Consider the following 17594-nt stretch of genomic DNA (forward strand, 5'->3'; position numbering starts at 1 on the left):
GTTTAATGCAAATACTCCTCATCTGCTTCAAACAGCAGATCTTCCATTTGCTGGTAGGCGTTTTCACATCCGGGTAGATTGAACAACACCATGAGGATCACCCATTTAAGATCGTCCAGATCGAACGATAAGGTATCCAGCGCCATCACGCGATAGATCACCATTTCACGCGTTTCAAGATTCAACACGTTGATTTGCTCCAGGAACAACAAAAAGCCCCGGCACTCGGTGTCGAAGCGCTGCTCCTCTTCCTGCGTATAAATACGCAGTGCATGGGGATCGTTTGCCAAAGCAAAAGGCACTTCTTTGCCTTCCTGCAAATCCGCCAGGCGCTCCAGCCAGTTCAATGCGCTATAGATATCAGCACGATCGAACCCCGCCCGCGTGAGGTCATCAGTTAACGCATCATGATCAACGCGTAGTTCCGTTTCGTTGTGGATGTAAGTTTCAAACAAGTACATGAGTACGTCGAACATGGCCAGCCCTCCTCAATCGGACATAGCCGCCGGGTACTGCTTCTATCCATCCTGCTAACTCCAGATCCAGCAACTTACCTACTACCTCTGGCACAGGTTGGCCCGCACGTTCAGCGACAACATCAACAGGTGTAACCTCATCTCCTACGTTAGCCAACACGTCGGCAAATGGCAATTCCACATCGGCGTCCTGAGCAGAAATAGTTTCATTTTCACCAAGGGGTAGCCATGATAACCCACTGCCCATCTGTTCAATGATGTCTTTGGGGCAGGTAACCAGATAGGCTCCCTGTTGGATTAGCCAGTGCGTACCTTGTGTCATGGGGTTATCCAGCGCGCCCGGTAGCGCGAAGAGATCGCGATTCTGCTCCAACGCACAGCGCGCTGTGACTAAAGAACCGCTACGCAGGGAAGCCTCGACAATCAGTACACCGAGGCTTATCCCACTGATAATGCGATTACGCCGGGGAAAATTGATTGCCCTCGGGGCTCATTCAGGGGAAATTCAGAGACAAGCGCTCCCCCTTGCTCCACCAACCGTTCTGCCAGCGCACGATGGCGACGGGGATACGTCTGCTGTAATCCGTTGCCCAGCACCGCCACGCTTTTCCCTCCTGCATCCAGCGCCGCCTGATGCGCCACGCCATCGACCCCCAATGCTAAACCGCTGGTGATAACAAAACCATTCAACGCCAGTTCCTGCGCAAAATAGTGTCCCCACTGCGCGCCATACGCAGAAGGGTGACGGCTGCCGACCATAGCAAGTTGAGGGGCACAGAGAAGCTGAGGGTTACCACGCACAAACAGTGCCCGAGGCGAAGCGGGGATCTGCCGCAATAAGGGGGGGTAACGTGAATCTGCATACGTAAGTAGATGGTGAGCCGGTTCATCCAGCCAGCGTAATACCGCTTCATACTCCCTTTCATCCTGTGTGAGAAATTGCGCGACCTGCTCTTCCGACAAGGCCAGCGCAGACAGTGCCTCGGCAGTTATCTCTGCCAGCAGACGCAATTGCTCCGCCAATTGCACCGTTTTCACCGCGTTGAGGCGCCGCACGTTCATTAACCGCAGCCACAGTTCCACGTCCTGCATGCGTTCATCCTTGTGCCATTGCGCTTTACAGGGCAAATGCTGTCAATCAGAACCGGAAATGTTTAGAATAGATCCAGATACGCTTTCATCAACCGGATAAAGATCGAAATCAACTATGGCAGTTTTGCAGGTATTACATTTTCCAGACGAGCGGCTTCGCACTATCGCGAAACCTGTCGCAGAGGTTAATGCAGAAATTCAGCGCATCGTCGATGATATGTTCGACACCATGTACGAAGAAGAAGGCATCGGCCTTGCAGCGAGTCAGGTGGACGTACATCAGCGCATTATCGTGATTGATGTTTCCGAAGAACGCGATCAGCGTTTGGTGTTGATCAACCCAGAACTGCTGGAAAAAGACGGCGATACCGGTATTGAAGAGGGGTGTCTGTCCATTCCGGAAACCCGTGCGCTGGTGCCGCGCGCTGAGCGCGTGAAGGTCAAAGCGCTGGACCGGGAAGGTAACCCCTTTGAGCTGGAAGCTGATGGCCTGTTGGCAATCTGTATCCAACACGAAATGGACCATCTGGTTGGCAAGCTGTTTATTGATTATCTCTCGCCGTTAAAACGCCAGAGAATTCGTCAGAAGCTGGAAAAAATGGCACGACTGAACAGTCGTCCATAATCTTATCACTACCGCAGGAAACGTCGTGTCCGAGAGCTCCCTACGCATTATTTTCGCGGGTACACCTGACTTCGCAGCGCGTCACCTTGACGCGCTGCTGGCTTCACCGCATCAGGTGGTGGGTGTTTTCACCCAACCCGATCGTCCGGCAGGTCGAGGTAACAAACTGACGCCCAGCCCGGTCAAGGTATTGGCAGAGCAGCACGATGTGCCGGTGCTTCAGCCCAAATCGCTGCGACCGGCAGAAAATCAGCAATTGGTCGCTGATTTACAGGCGGATATTATGGTGGTGGTGGCCTATGGCTTAATCCTGCCACAAGCGGTGTTGGATATGCCCCGTTTGGGCTGTATCAATGTGCACGGCTCGCTGCTACCGCGCTGGCGCGGTGCGGCACCGATACAACGCTCGCTTTGGGCCGGAGACGCTGAAACCGGTGTCACCATCATGCAAATGGATGCAGGGTTGGATACCGGTGCCATGTTGCATAAGCTGTCATGCCCGATAACACCGCAAGACACCAGCGCCTCGCTGTACGATCGTCTGGCTGAGTTGGGACCGCAAGGATTGCTGATGACGCTCGCCTCCCTGGCGCAGGGAACGGCCGTTGCAGAAAAACAAGATGACAGTCTGGCGACGTACGCCGAAAAGCTGAGCAAAGAAGAAGCTAAGCTTGACTGGTCACTCAGTGCCGAGCAGTTGGAACGCTGCATTCGTGCGTTCAATCCCTGGCCTGTCAGCTATATCACCATTGACGAACAGCCCGTTAAAGTGTGGAAAGCCAGCGCATTGGACACTACCCATAGCGCACAACCTGGTACGATCGTCAGTGCAGACAAGCAGGGTATACAGGTCGCCACCGCGCAAGGGGTACTGAACCTGCTGCAACTGCAACCTGCGGGCAAAAAACCGATGTCGGTGCAGGATCTGCTCAATTCGCGTCGCGAATGGTTCACTCCAGGCAACGTACTGGCATAATAGACTCATCCATTAAAAGGCATCGCGTCTGCTGTTATGGCAGGCGCGTTACCGTTTCAGACAATCACTATCCATGAAAACAACATACAATCTGCGCGCCATCGCCGCGAACGTTATCAGCCAGGTGCTCGATAAAGGCCAGTCGCTAAGTTCACTGCTACCACAGTATCAGCGTGATATCTCAGAAAAAGATCGTGCCCTGCTGCAAGAGCTGTGCTTCGGCGTATTGCGCGTGTTGCCACAGGTAGAGTGGATAATTCAGCAGTTGATGGCAAAAACACTGACCGGGAAGCAGCGCACGTTGCACTACCTGATCATGGTGGGTATCTATCAACTCGCTCACACGCGCATCCCGGCCCATGCCGCGCTGTCTGAAACGGTTAACGGTGCTATTGCACTCAAGCGCCCGCAGCTTAAAGGGTTGATCAACGGCGTGCTACGCCAATTTCAACGCCAACAGGCCGAGCTGGATGAGCGCGCCGCTCATCATACGTCGCGCTTCGCTCACCCCGAATGGCTGTTAGCGCGCCTCAAGAAAGCTTATCCGCAGCAGTGGCAGCAGATTGTTGAGGCCAATAACCAGCGCCCTCCGATGTGGCTGCGCGTCAACCGTTTGCACCACACACGAGAACACTATTTAGCACTGCTGACTGAAGCAGGTATAGCTGCGCAGCCACATCCTGAAGAGGATGAAGCCATCATGCTAAGTGAGCCTTGTGCCGTAAGCCTGCTGCCCGGCTTCGCGCAAGGCTGGGTAACTGTGCAGGACGTCTCTGCACAGGGCTGCGTACGCTGGTTAGCACCGCAGGACAATGAACATATTCTCGATCTGTGTGCGGCACCGGGTGGGAAAACGACCCATATTCTGGAAGCTGCGCCTCACGCTAAGGTATTGGCGATCGATGTGGACCCGCAGCGGCTCGCCCGGGTCAACGAGAATCTGCAACGCCTTAATCTCCATGCAGACGTAAGACAAGGCGACGGGCGCGAACCTGGGGCCTGGTGCGGTGAGCAACAGTTCGATCGTATTCTGCTCGATGCCCCCTGCTCTGCCACCGGCGTAATTCGCCGTCATCCTGATATCAAATGGCTGCGGCGCGACAGCGACATCCCCGAGCTGGCACTGTTACAGCAGGAGATTCTGGAAGCCATCTGGCCACGGCTGAAAGCCGGCGGGACGTTGGTTTATGCCACCTGCTCTATCCTGCCGGAAGAGAATCAGCAGCAAATGCGGGCCTTTCTAACACGCCATGCGGATGCCAAACTGGTGGAAACCGGTGATGCGCAGCACCCCGGTTTGCAAAAGTTACCGGCGGCAGAGGATGGCGATGGATTCTTTTATGCTAAGTTGGTTAAGAGCATTGATTGATAGCAACGGCAACGGGCACAGATCATGAAAATCATTATTCTTGGTGCAGGTCAGGTGGGCGGTACGCTGGCGGAAACGCTCTCCGGAGAAAACAACGACATTACCGTCGTTGATACTGACACCGCGCGGCTGCGGCAGTTGCAGGATAAATTCGATTTGCGCGTCGTTGCTGGCTACGCCTCCCACCCGCGCGTACTGCGCGAAGCCGGAGCCGAAGATGCAGACATGCTGGTTGCCGTCACTAACTCGGATGAAACCAATATGGTGGCCTGTCAGGTCGCCTACTCGCTGTTCAATACACCAAACCGCATTGCACGTATCCGTTCCGCAGAATACGTGCGTGCCGGTGAGCAACTGTTTCAGGCCGAAGCGGTGCCTATCGATCATTTGATCTCACCGGAACAGCTGGTCATCGACAATATCTACAAGTTGATCGAGTATCCCGGGGCGCTACAGGTGGTGAACTTCGCCGAAGGGAAAGTAAGTATCGCCGCAGTGAACGCTTACTACGGTGGTCCGCTGATCGGTAATGCGCTTTCCGCGCTGCGTGAGCATATGCCGCACATCGAAACTCGTGTAGCCGCTATCTTTCGCCACGACAGACCGATACGTCCCCAGGGTTCAACCATTATTGAAGCGGGCGATGAAGTGTTCTTTGTTGCCGCTTCCCAACACATCCGCGCCGTAATGAGCGAACTCCAGCGCTTGGAAAAGCCCTACAAGCGCATCATGATTGTCGGCGGTGGTAACGTTGGCGCGGGGTTGGCGCATAAGCTGGAGAAAGACTACAGCGTCAAACTGATCGAAAAGAACGAAGAGCGTGCGATCGCCCTGGCTGAACTGCTGCAAGACACCATTGTGTTTCATGGCGATGCGTCCGATCAGGAGCTGCTGGCGCACGAACATGTCGAACAAATCGATGTGTTTATTGCCATTACCAACGACGATGAAGCGAATATCATGTCCGCCATGCTGGCCAAACGCATGGGGGCAAAAAAAGCCATGGTGTTGATCCAACGACGCGCCTATGTCGACTTGGTTCAGGGCAGCGTTATCGATGTGGCCATCTCACCCCAGCAGGCAACGATTTCCGCACTGCTGGGTCATGTGCGTAAAGCGGATATTGTCAGCGTTTCCTCATTACGCCGCGGCGTGGCAGAAGCGATTGAAGCCATTGCTCACGGGGATGAAGGCACGTCAAAAGTGGTTGGCCGTATGATTGAAGATATCAAATTGCCGCCAGGCACCTTGATCGGCGCCATTGTGCGCGGTGATGATGTGATTATCGCTAATGACAATATGAAGATAGAGCAAGGGGATCATGTGATCATGTTCCTGACGGACAAAAAGTTTGTCCCTGAAGTGGAGCGACTGTTCCAACCCAGCCCGTTCTTCCTCTAACAACGCAGAACCTGGCCGCCTCGGCGGCACTTTCTTTTCCGGCTCACTGGCTATCACCGCTGGCAATTATGTAACGCTTTGTTAAAATTTAGATGTTCATTTTATCAAGGAGTTGGATCATGAGTATGCTAAAAGAGTTTCGCGAATTCGCGATGCGCGGCAACGTGGTAGATTTGGCAGTGGGTGTCATCATCGGCGCAGCATTTGGCAAGATCGTCTCCTCGCTTGTGGCCGATATCATTATGCCGCCCTTGGGGTTACTGCTGGGGGGCATCGATTTTAAACATTTCGAACTGGTGCTGCGAGACCCACAAGGGGATATCCCTGCTGTGGTGCTGCGCTACGGCCTTTTCCTGCAAAATATTTTTGATTTCGTCCTCGTCGCCTTTGCCATTTTTATGGCAATCAAGCTGATGAATAACCTGCGCCGTAAAGAAGAGAAAGCGCCAGCACCTGCGAAACCGAGCGCTGAAGCGACGTTGCTAACTGAGATTCGCGATTTGCTAAAAGATCAGCAGCCGAAAGCGTAGCGCTGTTTAACAAAACCCAGAACAGCCATAAAGTGAGAGGCCAGTGGTAAAGCATCCTTTGATGATTTACCACTGGCCTCCCAGTTCTGGCCTTTATCCTGTTTGTCTTTGCGACAGTAGCTGCCTTTACCTTTCTTGTTCTTCTCAACGCGTTGTCTGAACAAGGGGTCATGCAACAATGCTTCCAGCGCATTGTCTTGGATCTTGCCTTTCTTGTGCTGATAAGTGCTCATCACATCTCTCTTGGTTAGATTGTTAATCCGATTCATCGCCGCGCACCAACGCTTACCACGTTAGCCTATTTTTCGGGCGCTATTCTTTCACCAGAAAACGCACTGTGCAAGCGATCGGCATATTCACCGTGTAAAAAATCGATACTCATTCCTTTCTGTTGCAGGTTAAGTTCCAGCATGCGTAGCCGACGGCGCAGGTTTTCATGCGCTTCCGATTCGGGAATCGTGTTGGCGAGCAGATCGCGTAGCGTCAGCGCATCTTTGCGCAGTGCTAATTCTGGCGGCAGGTAACCGGCGTTTTTCAACAGGCGGTATCCCGTGCGCAGTGCTTCAGGTACGGCGCTGTCATCATCCAGTTGCAGCGGTTTTCCTGCTCCGGGCAGATTATCGAACTCACCCGCTCGTTGTGCAGTCTGGATGTGCCGCTCACACATGGCATCAAGCAACTCCATGTTCCCTCCTTCAAAACGTCTCAGGCAAACGGTGCTGGTGGTAAATGTCATACGTTAACAAAACCGTCATTTGCTAAACAATAGACGTAAAAAAACCGGGTTGCCCCGGTTTTTTTAACCCACCGCTGATGATTACTCAGCAGCAGCGGTTTCTTCTGCTTGTGCAACTGAACGATCAACCAGCTCGATGTAAGCCATCGGCGCGTTGTCGCCTGCACGGAAGCCACACTTCAGAATGCGAGTGTAACCACCGGCACGGCTCGCGAAACGCTGGCCCAGTTCATTAAACAGTTTTGCCACGATCTCGTTATCACGAGTACGGGCGAATGCCAGACGACGATTAGCAACGCTGTCGGTCTTGGCAAGAGTAATCAGCGGTTCAACAACACGGCGCAGCTCTTTTGCTTTTGGCAGGGTCGTCTTGATGATCTCATGACGAACCAAAGAACCAGCCATGTTACGGAACATAGCCTGACGATGGCTGCTGTTACGGTTCAGTTGACGACCACTCTTACGATGGCGCATGACCTTATCCTTCTCAGTAAAACCTTAACCTGTGACCGGGTTATTCATCAGCAATGCTTGCCGGCGGCCAGTTTTCCAGGCGCATGCCCAGAGAAAGACCACGTGAGGCGAGCACATCTTTAATCTCGGTAAGAGATTTTTTACCCAGGTTAGGCGTTTTCAGCAATTCAACCTCGGTACGCTGTACCAGATCACCGATGTAGTGGATAGCTTCTGCCTTGAGGCAGTTAGCAGAGCGGACAGTCAATTCCAGATCGTCAACAGGGCGCAGCAGGATCGGATCGAATTCTGGCTTCTCTTCTTTCACTTCAGGCTGACGTACATCACGTAAATCAACAAAAGCTTCCAGTTGTTCAGCCAGAATGGTTGCCGCACGGCGGATCGCCTCTTCAGGATCGATCGTGCCATTGGTTTCAATTTCGATGACCAGCTTGTCCAGGTCGGTACGTTGTTCAACACGAGCTGCTTCAACATTGTAGGCAATACGCTCTACCGGGCTGTAGCAAGCATCGACCAACAAACGGCCAATCGGGCGCTCATCTTCTTCCGTATGAATACGGGCAGAAGCCGGCACATAACCACGACCACGTTGAACTTTGATACGCATGCTAATAGCTGCGTTTTCATCGGTCAGATGGCAGATCACGTGCTGCGGCTTGACGATTTCGACATCACCATCATGGGTGATGTCTGCTGCAGTCACAGGGCCAATGCCAGATTTATTCAGGGAAAGGATAACTTCATCTTTGCCCTGAACTTTCACCGCCAGCCCTTTCAGGTTGAGCAGGATTTCCAGTATATCTTCCTGTACGCCTTCTTTGGTGCTGTACTCATGCAGTACACCATCAATCTCAACCTCGGTCACCGCGCAACCTGGCATGGATGAAAGCAGAATACGGCGCAGTGCGTTGCCAAGCGTATGGCCGAAACCACGCTCTAACGGCTCAAGGGTCACCTTGGCGTGCGTCGAACTTACTTGCTCGATATCGACCAGGCGCGGTTTTAGAAACTCTGTCACAGAACCCTGCATTGTGTCCTCTCTTTGGTACTAAGCTTTACTTGGAGTAAAGCTCGACGATCAGGTGTTCATTAATGTCCGCAGACAGATCGGTACGTTCAGGAATACGTTTGAACACACCTTCCATCTTGGCAGCATCAACTTCCAGCCAAGTCGGCTTTTCACGCTGTTCAGCCAGCTCCAATGCTGCTTTCACGCGAGATTGCTTTTTAGCTTTCTCACGGATGCTGACGACATCACTCGGTGATACCTGATAAGAAGCGATGCTGACAACGCGACCGTTTACCATAACAGCTTTGTGGCTTACCAACTGACGCGCTTCCGCACGAGTGGCGCCGAAGCCCATACGATAAACCACGTTATCCAGACGCCCTTCAAGCAGTTGCAGCAGGTTTGCACCTGTGTTGCCTTTCAGACGAGCAGCTTCTTTATAGTAGTTACGGAATTGACGCTCCAGAACACCGTAGATACGGCGAACTTTTTGTTTCTCACGCAACTGCACGCCGTAATCAGACAGACGCGGTTTACGCGCACCGTGCTGACCAGGGCCTTGTTCGATCTTACACTTGGAATCGATCGCGCGAACACCGGACTTAAGGAACAGGTCGGTGCCTTCACGACGGCTCAGCTTGAGCTTAGGACCCAAATATCTAGCCATTTTCTTTCTCCAACTATCCTAAAAGCGGCGTTATACGCGACGCTTTTTCGGCGGACGACAACCGTTATGGGGGATCGGAGTCACATCAGTAATATTAGTGATGCGGAAACCAGCCGCGTTCAGAGCGCGGATAGTAGACTCACGGCCCGGACCAGGTCCTTTAACCATAACTTCCAAGTTCTTGATACCGTATTCTTTCACGGCTTCAGCGCAACGTTCAGCAGCAACCTGAGCAGCGAACGGCGTAGATTTACGAGAACCACGGAAACCGGAACCACCGGCTGTTGCCCAACCCAGCGCGTTACCCTGACGATCGGTAATGGTCACGATGGTGTTGTTAAAAGAAGCATGGATATGAGCCACACCGTCAGAAACTTGTTTTCTTACACGCTTACGTGCACGAATAGGTGCTTTTGCCATTATTCAATCACCCCGATTATTTCTTGATCGGTTTGCGCGGCCCCTTACGGGTACGGGCGTTGGTCTTAGTACGCTGACCGCGCACTGGCAGACCACGACGATGACGCAAACCGCGATAGCAACCAAGGTCCATCAGACGCTTGATGCTCATGCTGATTTCACGGCGCAGATCACCTTCGACAACGAATTTGGCAACTTCTACACGCAGCGTTTCGATTTGCTCTTCAGACAGCTCACTGATCTTAACATCTTCAGCAATACCCGCCGCAGCACAAATGGCCTTGGAACGAGTCTTACCGACGCCATAGATCGAGGTTAACGCGATCACGGCATGTTTCTGATCAGGAATGTTAATGCCTGCTATACGGGCCACTATGCACTCCTATTATTCAATATGTACGCTCCATGCTGAAAAGCCCGTTTTCAGGATACTCAAATGGAAACGCACAGACATACAAAAGATTGGCTGGCTAATCTAGACAGCTCAATCCAACTTTGCAAGAAAAATATGCGAGATAATCAGCCTTGGCGCTGTTTATGCTTCGGCTCGGCGCTGCAAATCACACGAACGACACCGTTACGCTTAACGATTTTGCAGTTACGACATAATTTCTTGACGGAAGCACGAACTTTCATTTTTACTCTCCGTAACTTCTCAAGCAATCCAATTAGCGGTTATAGCCTTTCAGATTCGCTTTCTTCAATGCAGACTCATACTGACTCGACATCATCAGAGTTTGCACTTGAGCCATAAAGTCCATGATGACCACGACGACGATCAACAGGGATGTACCCCCAAAATAGAAGGGGACCTTCATCGCATCACGCATGAACTCCGGGATCAGGCAGATAAAGGTAATGTACATTGCGCCGACCAGAGTCAGGCGGGTCATCACCTTATCGATGTATTTCGCCGTTTGCTCTCCCGGACGAATTCCTGGCACGAATGCACCGGACTTCTTCAGGTTATCTGCTGTTTCGCGCGGGTTGAAAACCAACGCCGTGTAGAAGAAACAGAAGAAGATGATTGCAGTCGCATAGAGTAGCACATAAAGCGGTTGTCCGGGCTGCAAATACATCGAAATAGTTGTCAGCCAGTTCCAACCGGTACCGCCCCCAAACCACGATGCAATCGTCGCCGGGAACAGGATGATGCTGGAGGCGAAAATTGCCGGGATAACCCCTGCCATGTTCACTTTCAGCGGTAAGTGCGTACTCTGTGCTGCATAAACCCGACGACCCTGTTGACGCTTTGCGTAGTTAACGACGATACGCCGTTGGCCACGTTCAATGAAAACAACGAAGAAGGTTACTGCAAACACTAAAACTGCAACCAACAGCAGCACGAGGAAGTGCAGGTCGCCTTGCCGAGCTTGCTCGATAGTGTGGGCAATCGCCGGCGGTAAACCCGCTACGATACCCGCAAAGATCAAGATAGAGATACCGTTACCGATACCGCGCTCAGTAATCTGTTCGCCCAGCCACATCAGGAACATAGTCCCGGTCACCAGACTTACAACAGCCGTAAAGTAAAATGCAAAGCCCGGATTAATCACCAGGCCCTGCATTCCTGGCATATTCGGCAAACCGGTAGCAATACCGATTGACTGGAATATGGCCAGTACCAACGTACCGTAACGGGTGTACTGGCTAATCTTGCGACGGCCAGCCTCCCCTTCTTTCTTGATTTCCGCCAACGTGGGGTGAACCACTGTCAGCAGCTGGATAATAATAGAGGCCGAAATATACGGCATAATACCCAGCGCAAAGATAGAAGCACGGCTGAGAGCACCACCAGAGAACATGTTAAACATTTCAATGATGGTGCCACGCTGTTGTTCGAGCAATTTGGCAAGCACAGTGGCATCAATACCAGGGATCGGAATAAAAGAGCCGATACGGAAAACGATAAGCGCGCCGATTACAAACAGCAGTCTGCGTTTCAGCTCGCCAACGCCACCCTTAGCACTTTGAAAATCTAATCCTGGTTGCTTAGCCATCTGCTACTTATTCCTCAATTTTACCGCCAGCAGCTTCGATAGCAGCACGCACGCCTTTGGTCACACGCAGACCACGAATCGTTACCGGACGGGAAACTTCACCAGACAGGATCACTTTCGCGAACTCGATCTGAACGCCAATAACGTTAGCAGCCTTCAGCGTGTTCAGGTCAACGACGTCGCCATCTACGCGAGCCAGATCGGACAGACGGATTTCCGCTGTGATCATCGCTTTGCGAGAGGTAAAACCGAATTTCGGCAGACGACGATACAACGGCATCTGACCACCTTCGAACCCACGACGTACGCCACCGCCAGAACGAGATTTCTGACCTTTGTGACCACGACCGCCGGTTTTACCGAGGCCAGAACCGATACCACGACCTAAACGCTTCGGCGCGTGCTTCGCGCCTTCGGCCGGAGACAGAGTATTCAAACGCATCTGTTACTCCTCCACTTTAACCATGTAGTAAACCGCGTTGACCATACCACGTACAGCAGGCGTATCTTCACGCTCAACGGTATGACCAATACGACGCAGACCCAGGCCAAGCAGCGTTGCCTTATGTTTCGGCAAACGACCGATTGCACTACGGGTTTGAGTAATTTTAATAGTCTTAGCCATGGTCAATTATCCCAGAATGTCGTCAACGGACTTGCCACGCTTGGCAGCAACCATTTCCGGGGAATTCATATTAGCCAGGCCATCGATAGTTGCACGAACCACGTTAATCGGGTTAGTGGAACCATAGGCTTTAGCCAATACGTTATGAACCCCAGCAACTTCCAGAACGGCGCGCATTGCACCACCGGCAATGATACCGGTACCTTCGGAAGCCGGCTGCATGAATACGCGAGACCCAGTGTGAGCACCTTTAACCGGGTGCTGCAGGGTGCCGCCATTCAGCGCGACATTCAACATGTTGCGACGGGCTTTTTCCATCGCTTTCTGGATTGCTGCCGGAACTTCACGCGCTTTCCCGTAACCAAAACCAACGCGGCCGTTGCCATCACCCACTACAGTCAGTGCGGTGAAGCTGAAAATACGACCACCTTTAACGGTTTTAGATACGCGATTTACCGCGATCAGCTTTTCCTGCAGTTCGCCAGCTTGTTTTTCGATGTGTGCCATCTTACACCTCTACCTTAGAACTGAAGGCCAGCTTCACGAGCAGCATCTGCCAGTGCCTGGACGCGACCATGATATTGGAACCCGGAACGGTCAAAGGACACATCTTTAATGCCTTTTTCCAATGCGCGCTCAGCGACTGCTTTACCTACAGCAGCAGCGGCATCTTTGTTGCCGGTGTACTTCAGTTGTTCTGCGATAGCTTTTTCTACAGTAGAAGCGGCTACCAGGATTTCAGAACCGTTCGGTGCGATAACCTGCGCATAAATATGGCGAGGGGTACGATGTACCACCAGGCGAGTCGCTCCCAATTCCTGGAGTTTGCGACGTGCGCGGGTTGCACGACGGATACGAGCTGATTTCTTATCCATAGTGTTACCTTACTTCTTCTTAGCCTCTTTGATACGCACGACTTCGTCGGCGTAACGGACACCCTTGCCTTTATAAGGCTCAGGACGACGGTAAGCGCGCAGATCAGCTGCAACCTGACCGATAACCTGCTTATCAGCACATTTCAGTACGATTTCAGTTTGAGTCGGGCATTCAGCTGTGATACCAGCCGGCAGCGCGTGGTCAATCGGGTGTGAGTACCCAAGAGACAAATTCACGACATTGCCTTTAACTGCGGCACGGTAACCTACGCCAACCAGTTTAAGCTTCTTGGTGAAGCCTTCGGTAACACCGATAACGACTGCGTTCAGCAGTGCACGCGCGGTGCCTGCCTGTGCCCAACCGTCTGAAAAACCTTCGCGCGGAGCGAAAGTCAGAGCGTTGTCAGCCACAGTAACTTCAACAGCGTCGTTGATGGTGCGAGTCAGCTCGCCGTTTTTACCCTTGATCGAAATAACCTGACCGTTGAGTTTTACCTCTACGCCGGCAGGAATGACGACGGGTGCTTTAGCAACACGAGACATTCTTTCCTCCGATTAAGCTACGTAGCAGATAATCTCGCCACCAAGACCAGCTTGGCGCGCTGCACGATCAGTCATAACACCTTTAGAGGTAGAAACAACCGCGATTCCTAAACCAGCCATAACTTTAGGCAGCTCATCTTTTTTCTTATAGATGCGCAGACTTGGGCGGCTGATACGCTGAATGCTTTCTACCACTGCCTTGCCCTGGAAGTATTTCAGAGAAATTTCCAGTTCAGGCTTGGTGTCGCCTTCGATTTTGTAATCTTGAATATAACCTTCTTCCTTAAGCACTTTGGCAATTGCCACTTTCAGCTTGGAGGAAGGCATGGTGATCGCAACTTTGTTCGCGGCCTGACCGTTGCGTATACGGGTCAGCATGTCCGCGATCGGATCTTGCATGCTCATCTGTCTTTACTCCCGTGATTCAATTGGTGACAATTACCAGCTAGCCTTTTTCAGACCCGGAATTTCACCGCGCATGGCGGCTTCACGGACCTTGATACGGCTCAACCCGAACTTCCGCAGGAAAGCGTGCGGACGACCTGTCTGGCGGCAGCGGTTACGCTGACGGGACGGGCTGGAATCACGCGGCAGAGTCTGCAGCTTGAGAACAGCATCCCAACGATCTTCGTCGGATGAGTTCACATTGGAGATGATAGCTTTCAACTCAATGCGTTTAGCAAAGAATTTGTTAGCCAATTTCACGCGTTTGACTTCGCGTGCTTTCATGGATTGCTTAGCCATTAGTAACCCTACCTTACTTGCGGAACGGGAAGTTAAAGGCGGCCAGCAGCGCGCGGCCTTCATCATCGGATTTCGCAGTGGTGGTAATGGTAATGTCCAAACCACGAACGCGATCGACTTTGTCATAGTCGATTTCCGGGAAGATGATCTGCTCACGCACGCCCATGCTGTAGTTGCCACGGCCATCGAAGGACTTGGCAGACAGACCGCGGAAGTCACGAATACGCGGTACAGCAATGGAAATCAGGCGCTCAAGGAACTCCCACATGCGTTCGCCACGCAGAGTTACTTTACAGCCGATCGGATAGCCCTGGCGGATTTTGAAGCCTGCAACAGATTTGCGTGCTTTGGTGATCAACGGTTTTTGACCGGAGATAGCTGCCAGATCGGCTGCGGCGTTATCCAGCAGCTTCTTGTCAGCGATCGCTTCACCAACACCCATATTCAGGGTGATCTTCTCGACCCGAGGGACTTGCATGACAGAATTGTAGCTAAACTGAGTCATCAGTTTGCTAACCACTTCGTCTTTGTAGTAATCATGCAGTTTCGCCATCGTACTACTCCAAATTACTTGATAGTTTCGCTAGTAGATTTAAAGAAACGGACTTTTTTGCCGTCTTCGAATCTAAAGCCTACACGGTCAGCCTTGCCAGTTGCCGCATTGAACAGTGCAACGTTGGAAAGCTGGATTGCAGCTTCTTTTTCAACGATGCCACCCGGTTGGTTCAGGGCCGGAACCGGCTTCTGATGTTTCTTAACCAGGTTGATACCTTCAACAACGATCTTGCTGGAAGACAGAACATTTTTAACTTTACCGCGCTTACCTTTATCTTTGCCGGTCAGCACGATAACTTCGTCATCACGACGGATTTTCGCTGCCATGGTTCGCTCCTTAGAGTACTTCTGGTGCCAGAGAGATAATTTTCATGAACTTTTCAGAACGCAGTTCACGAGTTACCGGCCCAAAAATACGCGTACCGATAGGCTGCTCGCTGTTATTGTTCAGAATAACGCATGCATTGCCATCGAAGCGAATGACAGAACCGTCCGGGCGACGAACACCCTTCTTGGTGCGCACCACTACCGCCTTCAGAACATCGCCTTTCTTCACCTTACCGCGAGGAATTGCTTCCTTGATGGTAATTTTGATGATATCGCCGACGCCTGCGTAGCGACGGTGCGAGCCACCTAGAACCTTGATACACATTACGCGACGTGCACCGGAGTTATCGGCCACGTTCAGCATAGTCTGTTCTTGGATCATTTTAGTGCTCCGCTAATGTCAACTACTACTTTTCAAACCCTTACGGGTCGTTTTTCGACCCCTTACGGGTCATTAATACCCCAGAATCGAGGGCGCAGTATTATAACACCGCTTTTCGAGCAAGGGTAGAAAAAATAAACGGCCCTTTGCAGAGCCGTTTATCGTTTTCAAGAAGAGCAATACTGTATTACAGAATCGCTTTCTCTACAACGCGAACCAACGTCCAAGACTTAGTTTTGGACAGCGGACGGCATTCGCGGATTTCAACCACGTCACCGATACCGCATTCGTTGTTCTCATCATGTACGTGCAGTTTGGTCGTACGCTTGATGAATTTCCCATACAGCGGGTGTTTCACAAAACGTTCGATTGCAACAACCATGGATTTCTCCATTTTGTCGCTCACAACACGACCTTGCAGAGTACGGATATTATCGCTCATTACGCACCCGCCTTCTGAGTCAGTAAAGTCTTAACACGTGCAATATTGCGACGCACTTGTTTTACCAGGTGAGTCTGTTGCAACTGACCACTGGCCGCTTGCATACGCAAGTTAAATTGCTCGCGCAGCAGTTCGAGCAGCTCGGTGTTCAGCTCTTCAACGCTCTTTTCACGCAGCTCATTTGCTTTCATTACATCACCGTCTTAGTTACAAAGGTGGTTTTGATCGGCAGTTTCGCTGCTGCCAGTTGGAATGCCTCACGGGCTAACTCTTCCGGCACACCGTCCATTTCGTACAGGACTTTACCTGGCTGAATCAAGGCAACCCAATATTCCACGTTACCTTTACCTTTACCCATACGCACTTCAAGCGGTTTCTCGGTGATTGGTTTGTCCGGGAATACTCGGATCCAAATCTTACCTTGACGCTTAACAGCACGGGTCATGGCACGACGTGCAGCTTCGATTTGGCGAGCAGTCAGGCGACCACGGCCAACAGCTTTCAGACCGAAAGTCCCGAAGCTGACATCCGTACCGGCAGCCAGACCGCGGTTACGGCCTTTGTGCATCTTACGGAATTTTGTACGCTTTGGTTGTAACATCAGCGACGCTCCTTACTTGCGGCCTTTACGCTGCTGCTTTTTAGGTTGAGCAGCCGGTTTTTCCGGTTGTTCAACGGCAGCCATACCACCCAGGATCTCACCTTTGAAGATCCACACTTTCACACCGATCACACCGTAAGTGGTGTGCGCTTCGGACGTGTTGTAGTCGATATCCGCACGCAGCGTGTGCAACGGAACGCGACCTTCGCGGTACCATTCGGTACGTGCGATTTCAGCACCGCCCAGGCGGCCACTGACTTCAACTTTAATGCCCTTGGCACCCAGACGCATGGCGTTCTGAACGGCACGCTTCATAGCACGACGGAACATCACACGACGCTCCAGCTGAGAAGTGATGCTGTCAGCAACCAGTTTCGCGTCCAGTTCCGGCTTGCGAACTTCTGCGATGTTGATCTGTGCAGGTACGCCAGCGATATCCGCTACGACTTTGCGCAGTTTTTCAACATCTTCACCTTTTTTACCGATAACGATGCCCGGACGCGCAGTGTGAATAGTCACACGAATGCTCTTGGCCGGACGTTCGATAACGATACGAGAGACGGAGGCTTTCTCCAGTTCTTTCGTCAGGTATTTACGAACTTTAAAATCGCTATCCAGGTTGTCAGCGAATTCTTTGGTATTCGCATACCAGGTAGAGTTCCAAGGTTTGACAATACCCAGGCGAATACCATTAGGATGTACTTTCTGACCCATTGCTAGTCTCC

30 protein-coding genes and 1 pseudogene are annotated in these 17594 nt (G+C 51.9%); 5 read left to right on the forward strand and 26 right to left on the reverse strand.

Annotated elements, in window-relative coordinates; all coding sequences use genetic code 11:
- Positions 1-2: 2 nt before the first annotated feature.
- The 3 genes and pseudogenes from K6K13_RS21145 to dprA all read right to left on the reverse strand — a co-directional run.
- On the reverse strand, positions 3-476 hold the full coding sequence (locus K6K13_RS21145; RefSeq protein WP_222158714.1) for a DUF494 family protein: 474 nt from the start codon (positions 474-476) through the stop codon (positions 3-5).
- Positions 448-798 (reverse strand): DprA-like winged helix domain-containing protein, encoded by a 351-nt coding sequence (locus tag K6K13_RS23660; RefSeq protein WP_350338162.1) that lies wholly within the window; start codon positions 796-798, stop codon positions 448-450. Before K6K13_RS23660 ends, K6K13_RS21145 begins: the two co-directional genes overlap by 29 nt.
- Positions 781-1568 (reverse strand): annotated as a pseudogene (dprA, locus tag K6K13_RS21150) (DNA-processing protein DprA); the annotation flags it as partial. The pseudogene dprA and the gene K6K13_RS23660, both read right to left, overlap by 18 nt.
- A 115-nt stretch (positions 1569-1683) precedes the next feature.
- Here dprA and def point away from each other — a divergent pair.
- The 5 genes from def to mscL all read left to right on the forward strand — a co-directional run bounded on the left by def (position 1684) and on the right by mscL (position 6469).
- The gene (def, locus tag K6K13_RS21155) at positions 1684-2193 is read left to right on the forward strand and encodes a peptide deformylase (RefSeq protein WP_222158715.1); all 510 of its coding nucleotides are present in this window, start codon (positions 1684-1686) and stop codon (positions 2191-2193) included.
- A gap of 25 nt (positions 2194-2218) precedes the next feature.
- On the forward strand, positions 2219-3169 hold the full coding sequence (gene fmt / locus K6K13_RS21160) for a methionyl-tRNA formyltransferase (RefSeq protein ID WP_222158716.1): 951 nt from the start codon (positions 2219-2221) through the stop codon (positions 3167-3169).
- A gap of 73 nt (positions 3170-3242) precedes the next feature.
- Positions 3243-4538 carry a 16S rRNA (cytosine(967)-C(5))-methyltransferase RsmB gene (gene rsmB / locus K6K13_RS21165; protein WP_222158717.1) on the forward strand — a complete coding sequence of 432 codons (1296 nt, stop codon included), beginning with the start codon at positions 3243-3245 and terminating at the stop codon, positions 4536-4538.
- A gap of 24 nt (positions 4539-4562) precedes the next feature.
- Complete coding sequence (trkA, locus tag K6K13_RS21170; protein ID WP_222158718.1) at positions 4563-5939, forward strand: Trk system potassium transporter TrkA; 1377 nt, start codon at positions 4563-4565, stop codon at positions 5937-5939.
- Positions 5940-6058: 119 nt separating this feature from the next.
- Positions 6059-6469: a large-conductance mechanosensitive channel protein MscL gene (gene mscL, locus K6K13_RS21175; RefSeq protein WP_222158719.1), complete on the forward strand. Its 411-nt coding sequence runs from the start codon at positions 6059-6061 to the stop codon at positions 6467-6469.
- Here mscL and K6K13_RS21180 read toward each other — a convergent pair.
- From K6K13_RS21180 to rpsC, 23 genes are all read right to left on the reverse strand, one after another.
- Positions 6451-6702: an alternative ribosome-rescue factor A gene (locus K6K13_RS21180; RefSeq protein ID WP_222158720.1), complete on the reverse strand. Its 252-nt coding sequence runs from the start codon at positions 6700-6702 to the stop codon at positions 6451-6453. The two genes, mscL and K6K13_RS21180, sit on opposite strands and share 19 nt — an antisense overlap.
- Positions 6703-6767: 65 nt before the next feature.
- Entirely contained in the window at positions 6768-7154 is a 387-nt protein-coding gene (locus tag K6K13_RS21185) for a DnaJ family domain-containing protein (RefSeq protein WP_222158721.1), read from the reverse strand.
- 132 nt (positions 7155-7286) lie between these two features.
- Positions 7287-7679, reverse strand: a complete 393-nt coding sequence (gene rplQ / locus K6K13_RS21190; protein ID WP_222158722.1) for a 50S ribosomal protein L17 — start codon at positions 7677-7679, stop codon at positions 7287-7289.
- A gap of 40 nt (positions 7680-7719) precedes the next feature.
- On the reverse strand, positions 7720-8709 hold the full coding sequence (locus tag K6K13_RS21195; RefSeq protein ID WP_222158723.1) for a DNA-directed RNA polymerase subunit alpha: 990 nt from the start codon (positions 8707-8709) through the stop codon (positions 7720-7722).
- A gap of 25 nt (positions 8710-8734) precedes the next feature.
- Positions 8735-9355: a 30S ribosomal protein S4 gene (rpsD, locus tag K6K13_RS21200; protein ID WP_222158724.1), complete on the reverse strand. Its 621-nt coding sequence runs from the start codon at positions 9353-9355 to the stop codon at positions 8735-8737.
- A gap of 30 nt (positions 9356-9385) precedes the next feature.
- Positions 9386-9775: a 30S ribosomal protein S11 gene (gene rpsK / locus K6K13_RS21205; RefSeq protein ID WP_002919257.1), complete on the reverse strand. Its 390-nt coding sequence runs from the start codon at positions 9773-9775 to the stop codon at positions 9386-9388.
- 16 nt (positions 9776-9791) lie between these two features.
- On the reverse strand, positions 9792-10148 hold the full coding sequence (gene rpsM, locus K6K13_RS21210) for a 30S ribosomal protein S13 (RefSeq protein ID WP_222158725.1): 357 nt from the start codon (positions 10146-10148) through the stop codon (positions 9792-9794).
- A gap of 146 nt (positions 10149-10294) precedes the next feature.
- On the reverse strand, positions 10295-10411 hold the full coding sequence (gene rpmJ, locus K6K13_RS21215) for a 50S ribosomal protein L36 (RefSeq protein WP_002227352.1): 117 nt from the start codon (positions 10409-10411) through the stop codon (positions 10295-10297).
- A gap of 32 nt (positions 10412-10443) precedes the next feature.
- Positions 10444-11775 (reverse strand): preprotein translocase subunit SecY, encoded by a 1332-nt coding sequence (gene secY / locus K6K13_RS21220; RefSeq protein ID WP_222158726.1) that lies wholly within the window; start codon positions 11773-11775, stop codon positions 10444-10446.
- Between the two features lie 7 nt (positions 11776-11782).
- Complete coding sequence (rplO, locus tag K6K13_RS21225; RefSeq protein WP_222158727.1) at positions 11783-12217, reverse strand: 50S ribosomal protein L15; 435 nt, start codon at positions 12215-12217, stop codon at positions 11783-11785.
- 3 nt (positions 12218-12220) lie between these two features.
- Positions 12221-12400 (reverse strand): 50S ribosomal protein L30, encoded by a 180-nt coding sequence (gene rpmD / locus K6K13_RS21230; RefSeq protein ID WP_038016616.1) that lies wholly within the window; start codon positions 12398-12400, stop codon positions 12221-12223.
- Between the two features lie 6 nt (positions 12401-12406).
- Positions 12407-12907, reverse strand: a complete 501-nt coding sequence (gene rpsE / locus K6K13_RS21235) for a 30S ribosomal protein S5 (protein ID WP_222158728.1) — start codon at positions 12905-12907, stop codon at positions 12407-12409.
- A gap of 14 nt (positions 12908-12921) precedes the next feature.
- Complete coding sequence (gene rplR / locus K6K13_RS21240; RefSeq protein WP_080884204.1) at positions 12922-13275, reverse strand: 50S ribosomal protein L18; 354 nt, start codon at positions 13273-13275, stop codon at positions 12922-12924.
- Positions 13276-13284: 9 nt separating this feature from the next.
- Positions 13285-13818, reverse strand: a complete 534-nt coding sequence (gene rplF, locus K6K13_RS21245; RefSeq protein ID WP_222158729.1) for a 50S ribosomal protein L6 — start codon at positions 13816-13818, stop codon at positions 13285-13287.
- Between the two features lie 12 nt (positions 13819-13830).
- A complete protein-coding gene (gene rpsH, locus K6K13_RS21250) occupies positions 13831-14223 on the reverse strand; it encodes a 30S ribosomal protein S8 (protein WP_222158730.1) in 393 nt (130 codons plus the stop codon).
- Positions 14224-14256: 33 nt separating this feature from the next.
- A complete protein-coding gene (gene rpsN / locus K6K13_RS21255) occupies positions 14257-14562 on the reverse strand; it encodes a 30S ribosomal protein S14 (protein WP_222158731.1) in 306 nt (101 codons plus the stop codon).
- A gap of 13 nt (positions 14563-14575) precedes the next feature.
- On the reverse strand, positions 14576-15115 hold the full coding sequence (gene rplE, locus K6K13_RS21260) for a 50S ribosomal protein L5 (RefSeq protein WP_222158732.1): 540 nt from the start codon (positions 15113-15115) through the stop codon (positions 14576-14578).
- 14 nt (positions 15116-15129) lie between these two features.
- On the reverse strand, positions 15130-15444 hold the full coding sequence (gene rplX, locus K6K13_RS21265; protein ID WP_222158733.1) for a 50S ribosomal protein L24: 315 nt from the start codon (positions 15442-15444) through the stop codon (positions 15130-15132).
- Between the two features lie 10 nt (positions 15445-15454).
- Positions 15455-15826, reverse strand: a complete 372-nt coding sequence (rplN, locus tag K6K13_RS21270) for a 50S ribosomal protein L14 (protein ID WP_023479426.1) — start codon at positions 15824-15826, stop codon at positions 15455-15457.
- Between the two features lie 187 nt (positions 15827-16013).
- Positions 16014-16268 (reverse strand): 30S ribosomal protein S17, encoded by a 255-nt coding sequence (gene rpsQ, locus K6K13_RS21275; protein WP_195316360.1) that lies wholly within the window; start codon positions 16266-16268, stop codon positions 16014-16016.
- Positions 16268-16459: a 50S ribosomal protein L29 gene (gene rpmC / locus K6K13_RS21280; RefSeq protein ID WP_024107517.1), complete on the reverse strand. Its 192-nt coding sequence runs from the start codon at positions 16457-16459 to the stop codon at positions 16268-16270. The genes rpsQ and rpmC overlap by 1 nt, the downstream gene beginning before the upstream one ends.
- Positions 16459-16869, reverse strand: a complete 411-nt coding sequence (rplP, locus tag K6K13_RS21285) for a 50S ribosomal protein L16 (protein WP_009111208.1) — start codon at positions 16867-16869, stop codon at positions 16459-16461. Before rplP ends, rpmC begins: the two co-directional genes overlap by 1 nt.
- A 12-nt stretch (positions 16870-16881) precedes the next feature.
- Positions 16882-17583, reverse strand: a complete 702-nt coding sequence (rpsC, locus tag K6K13_RS21290; RefSeq protein ID WP_005970274.1) for a 30S ribosomal protein S3 — start codon at positions 17581-17583, stop codon at positions 16882-16884.
- Between the last annotated feature and the right edge of the window lie 11 nt (positions 17584-17594).

Origin of the sequence: Symbiopectobacterium purcellii (assembly GCF_019797845.1) — a bacterium.
Lineage (GTDB): Bacteria > Pseudomonadota > Gammaproteobacteria > Enterobacterales > Enterobacteriaceae > Symbiopectobacterium > Symbiopectobacterium purcellii.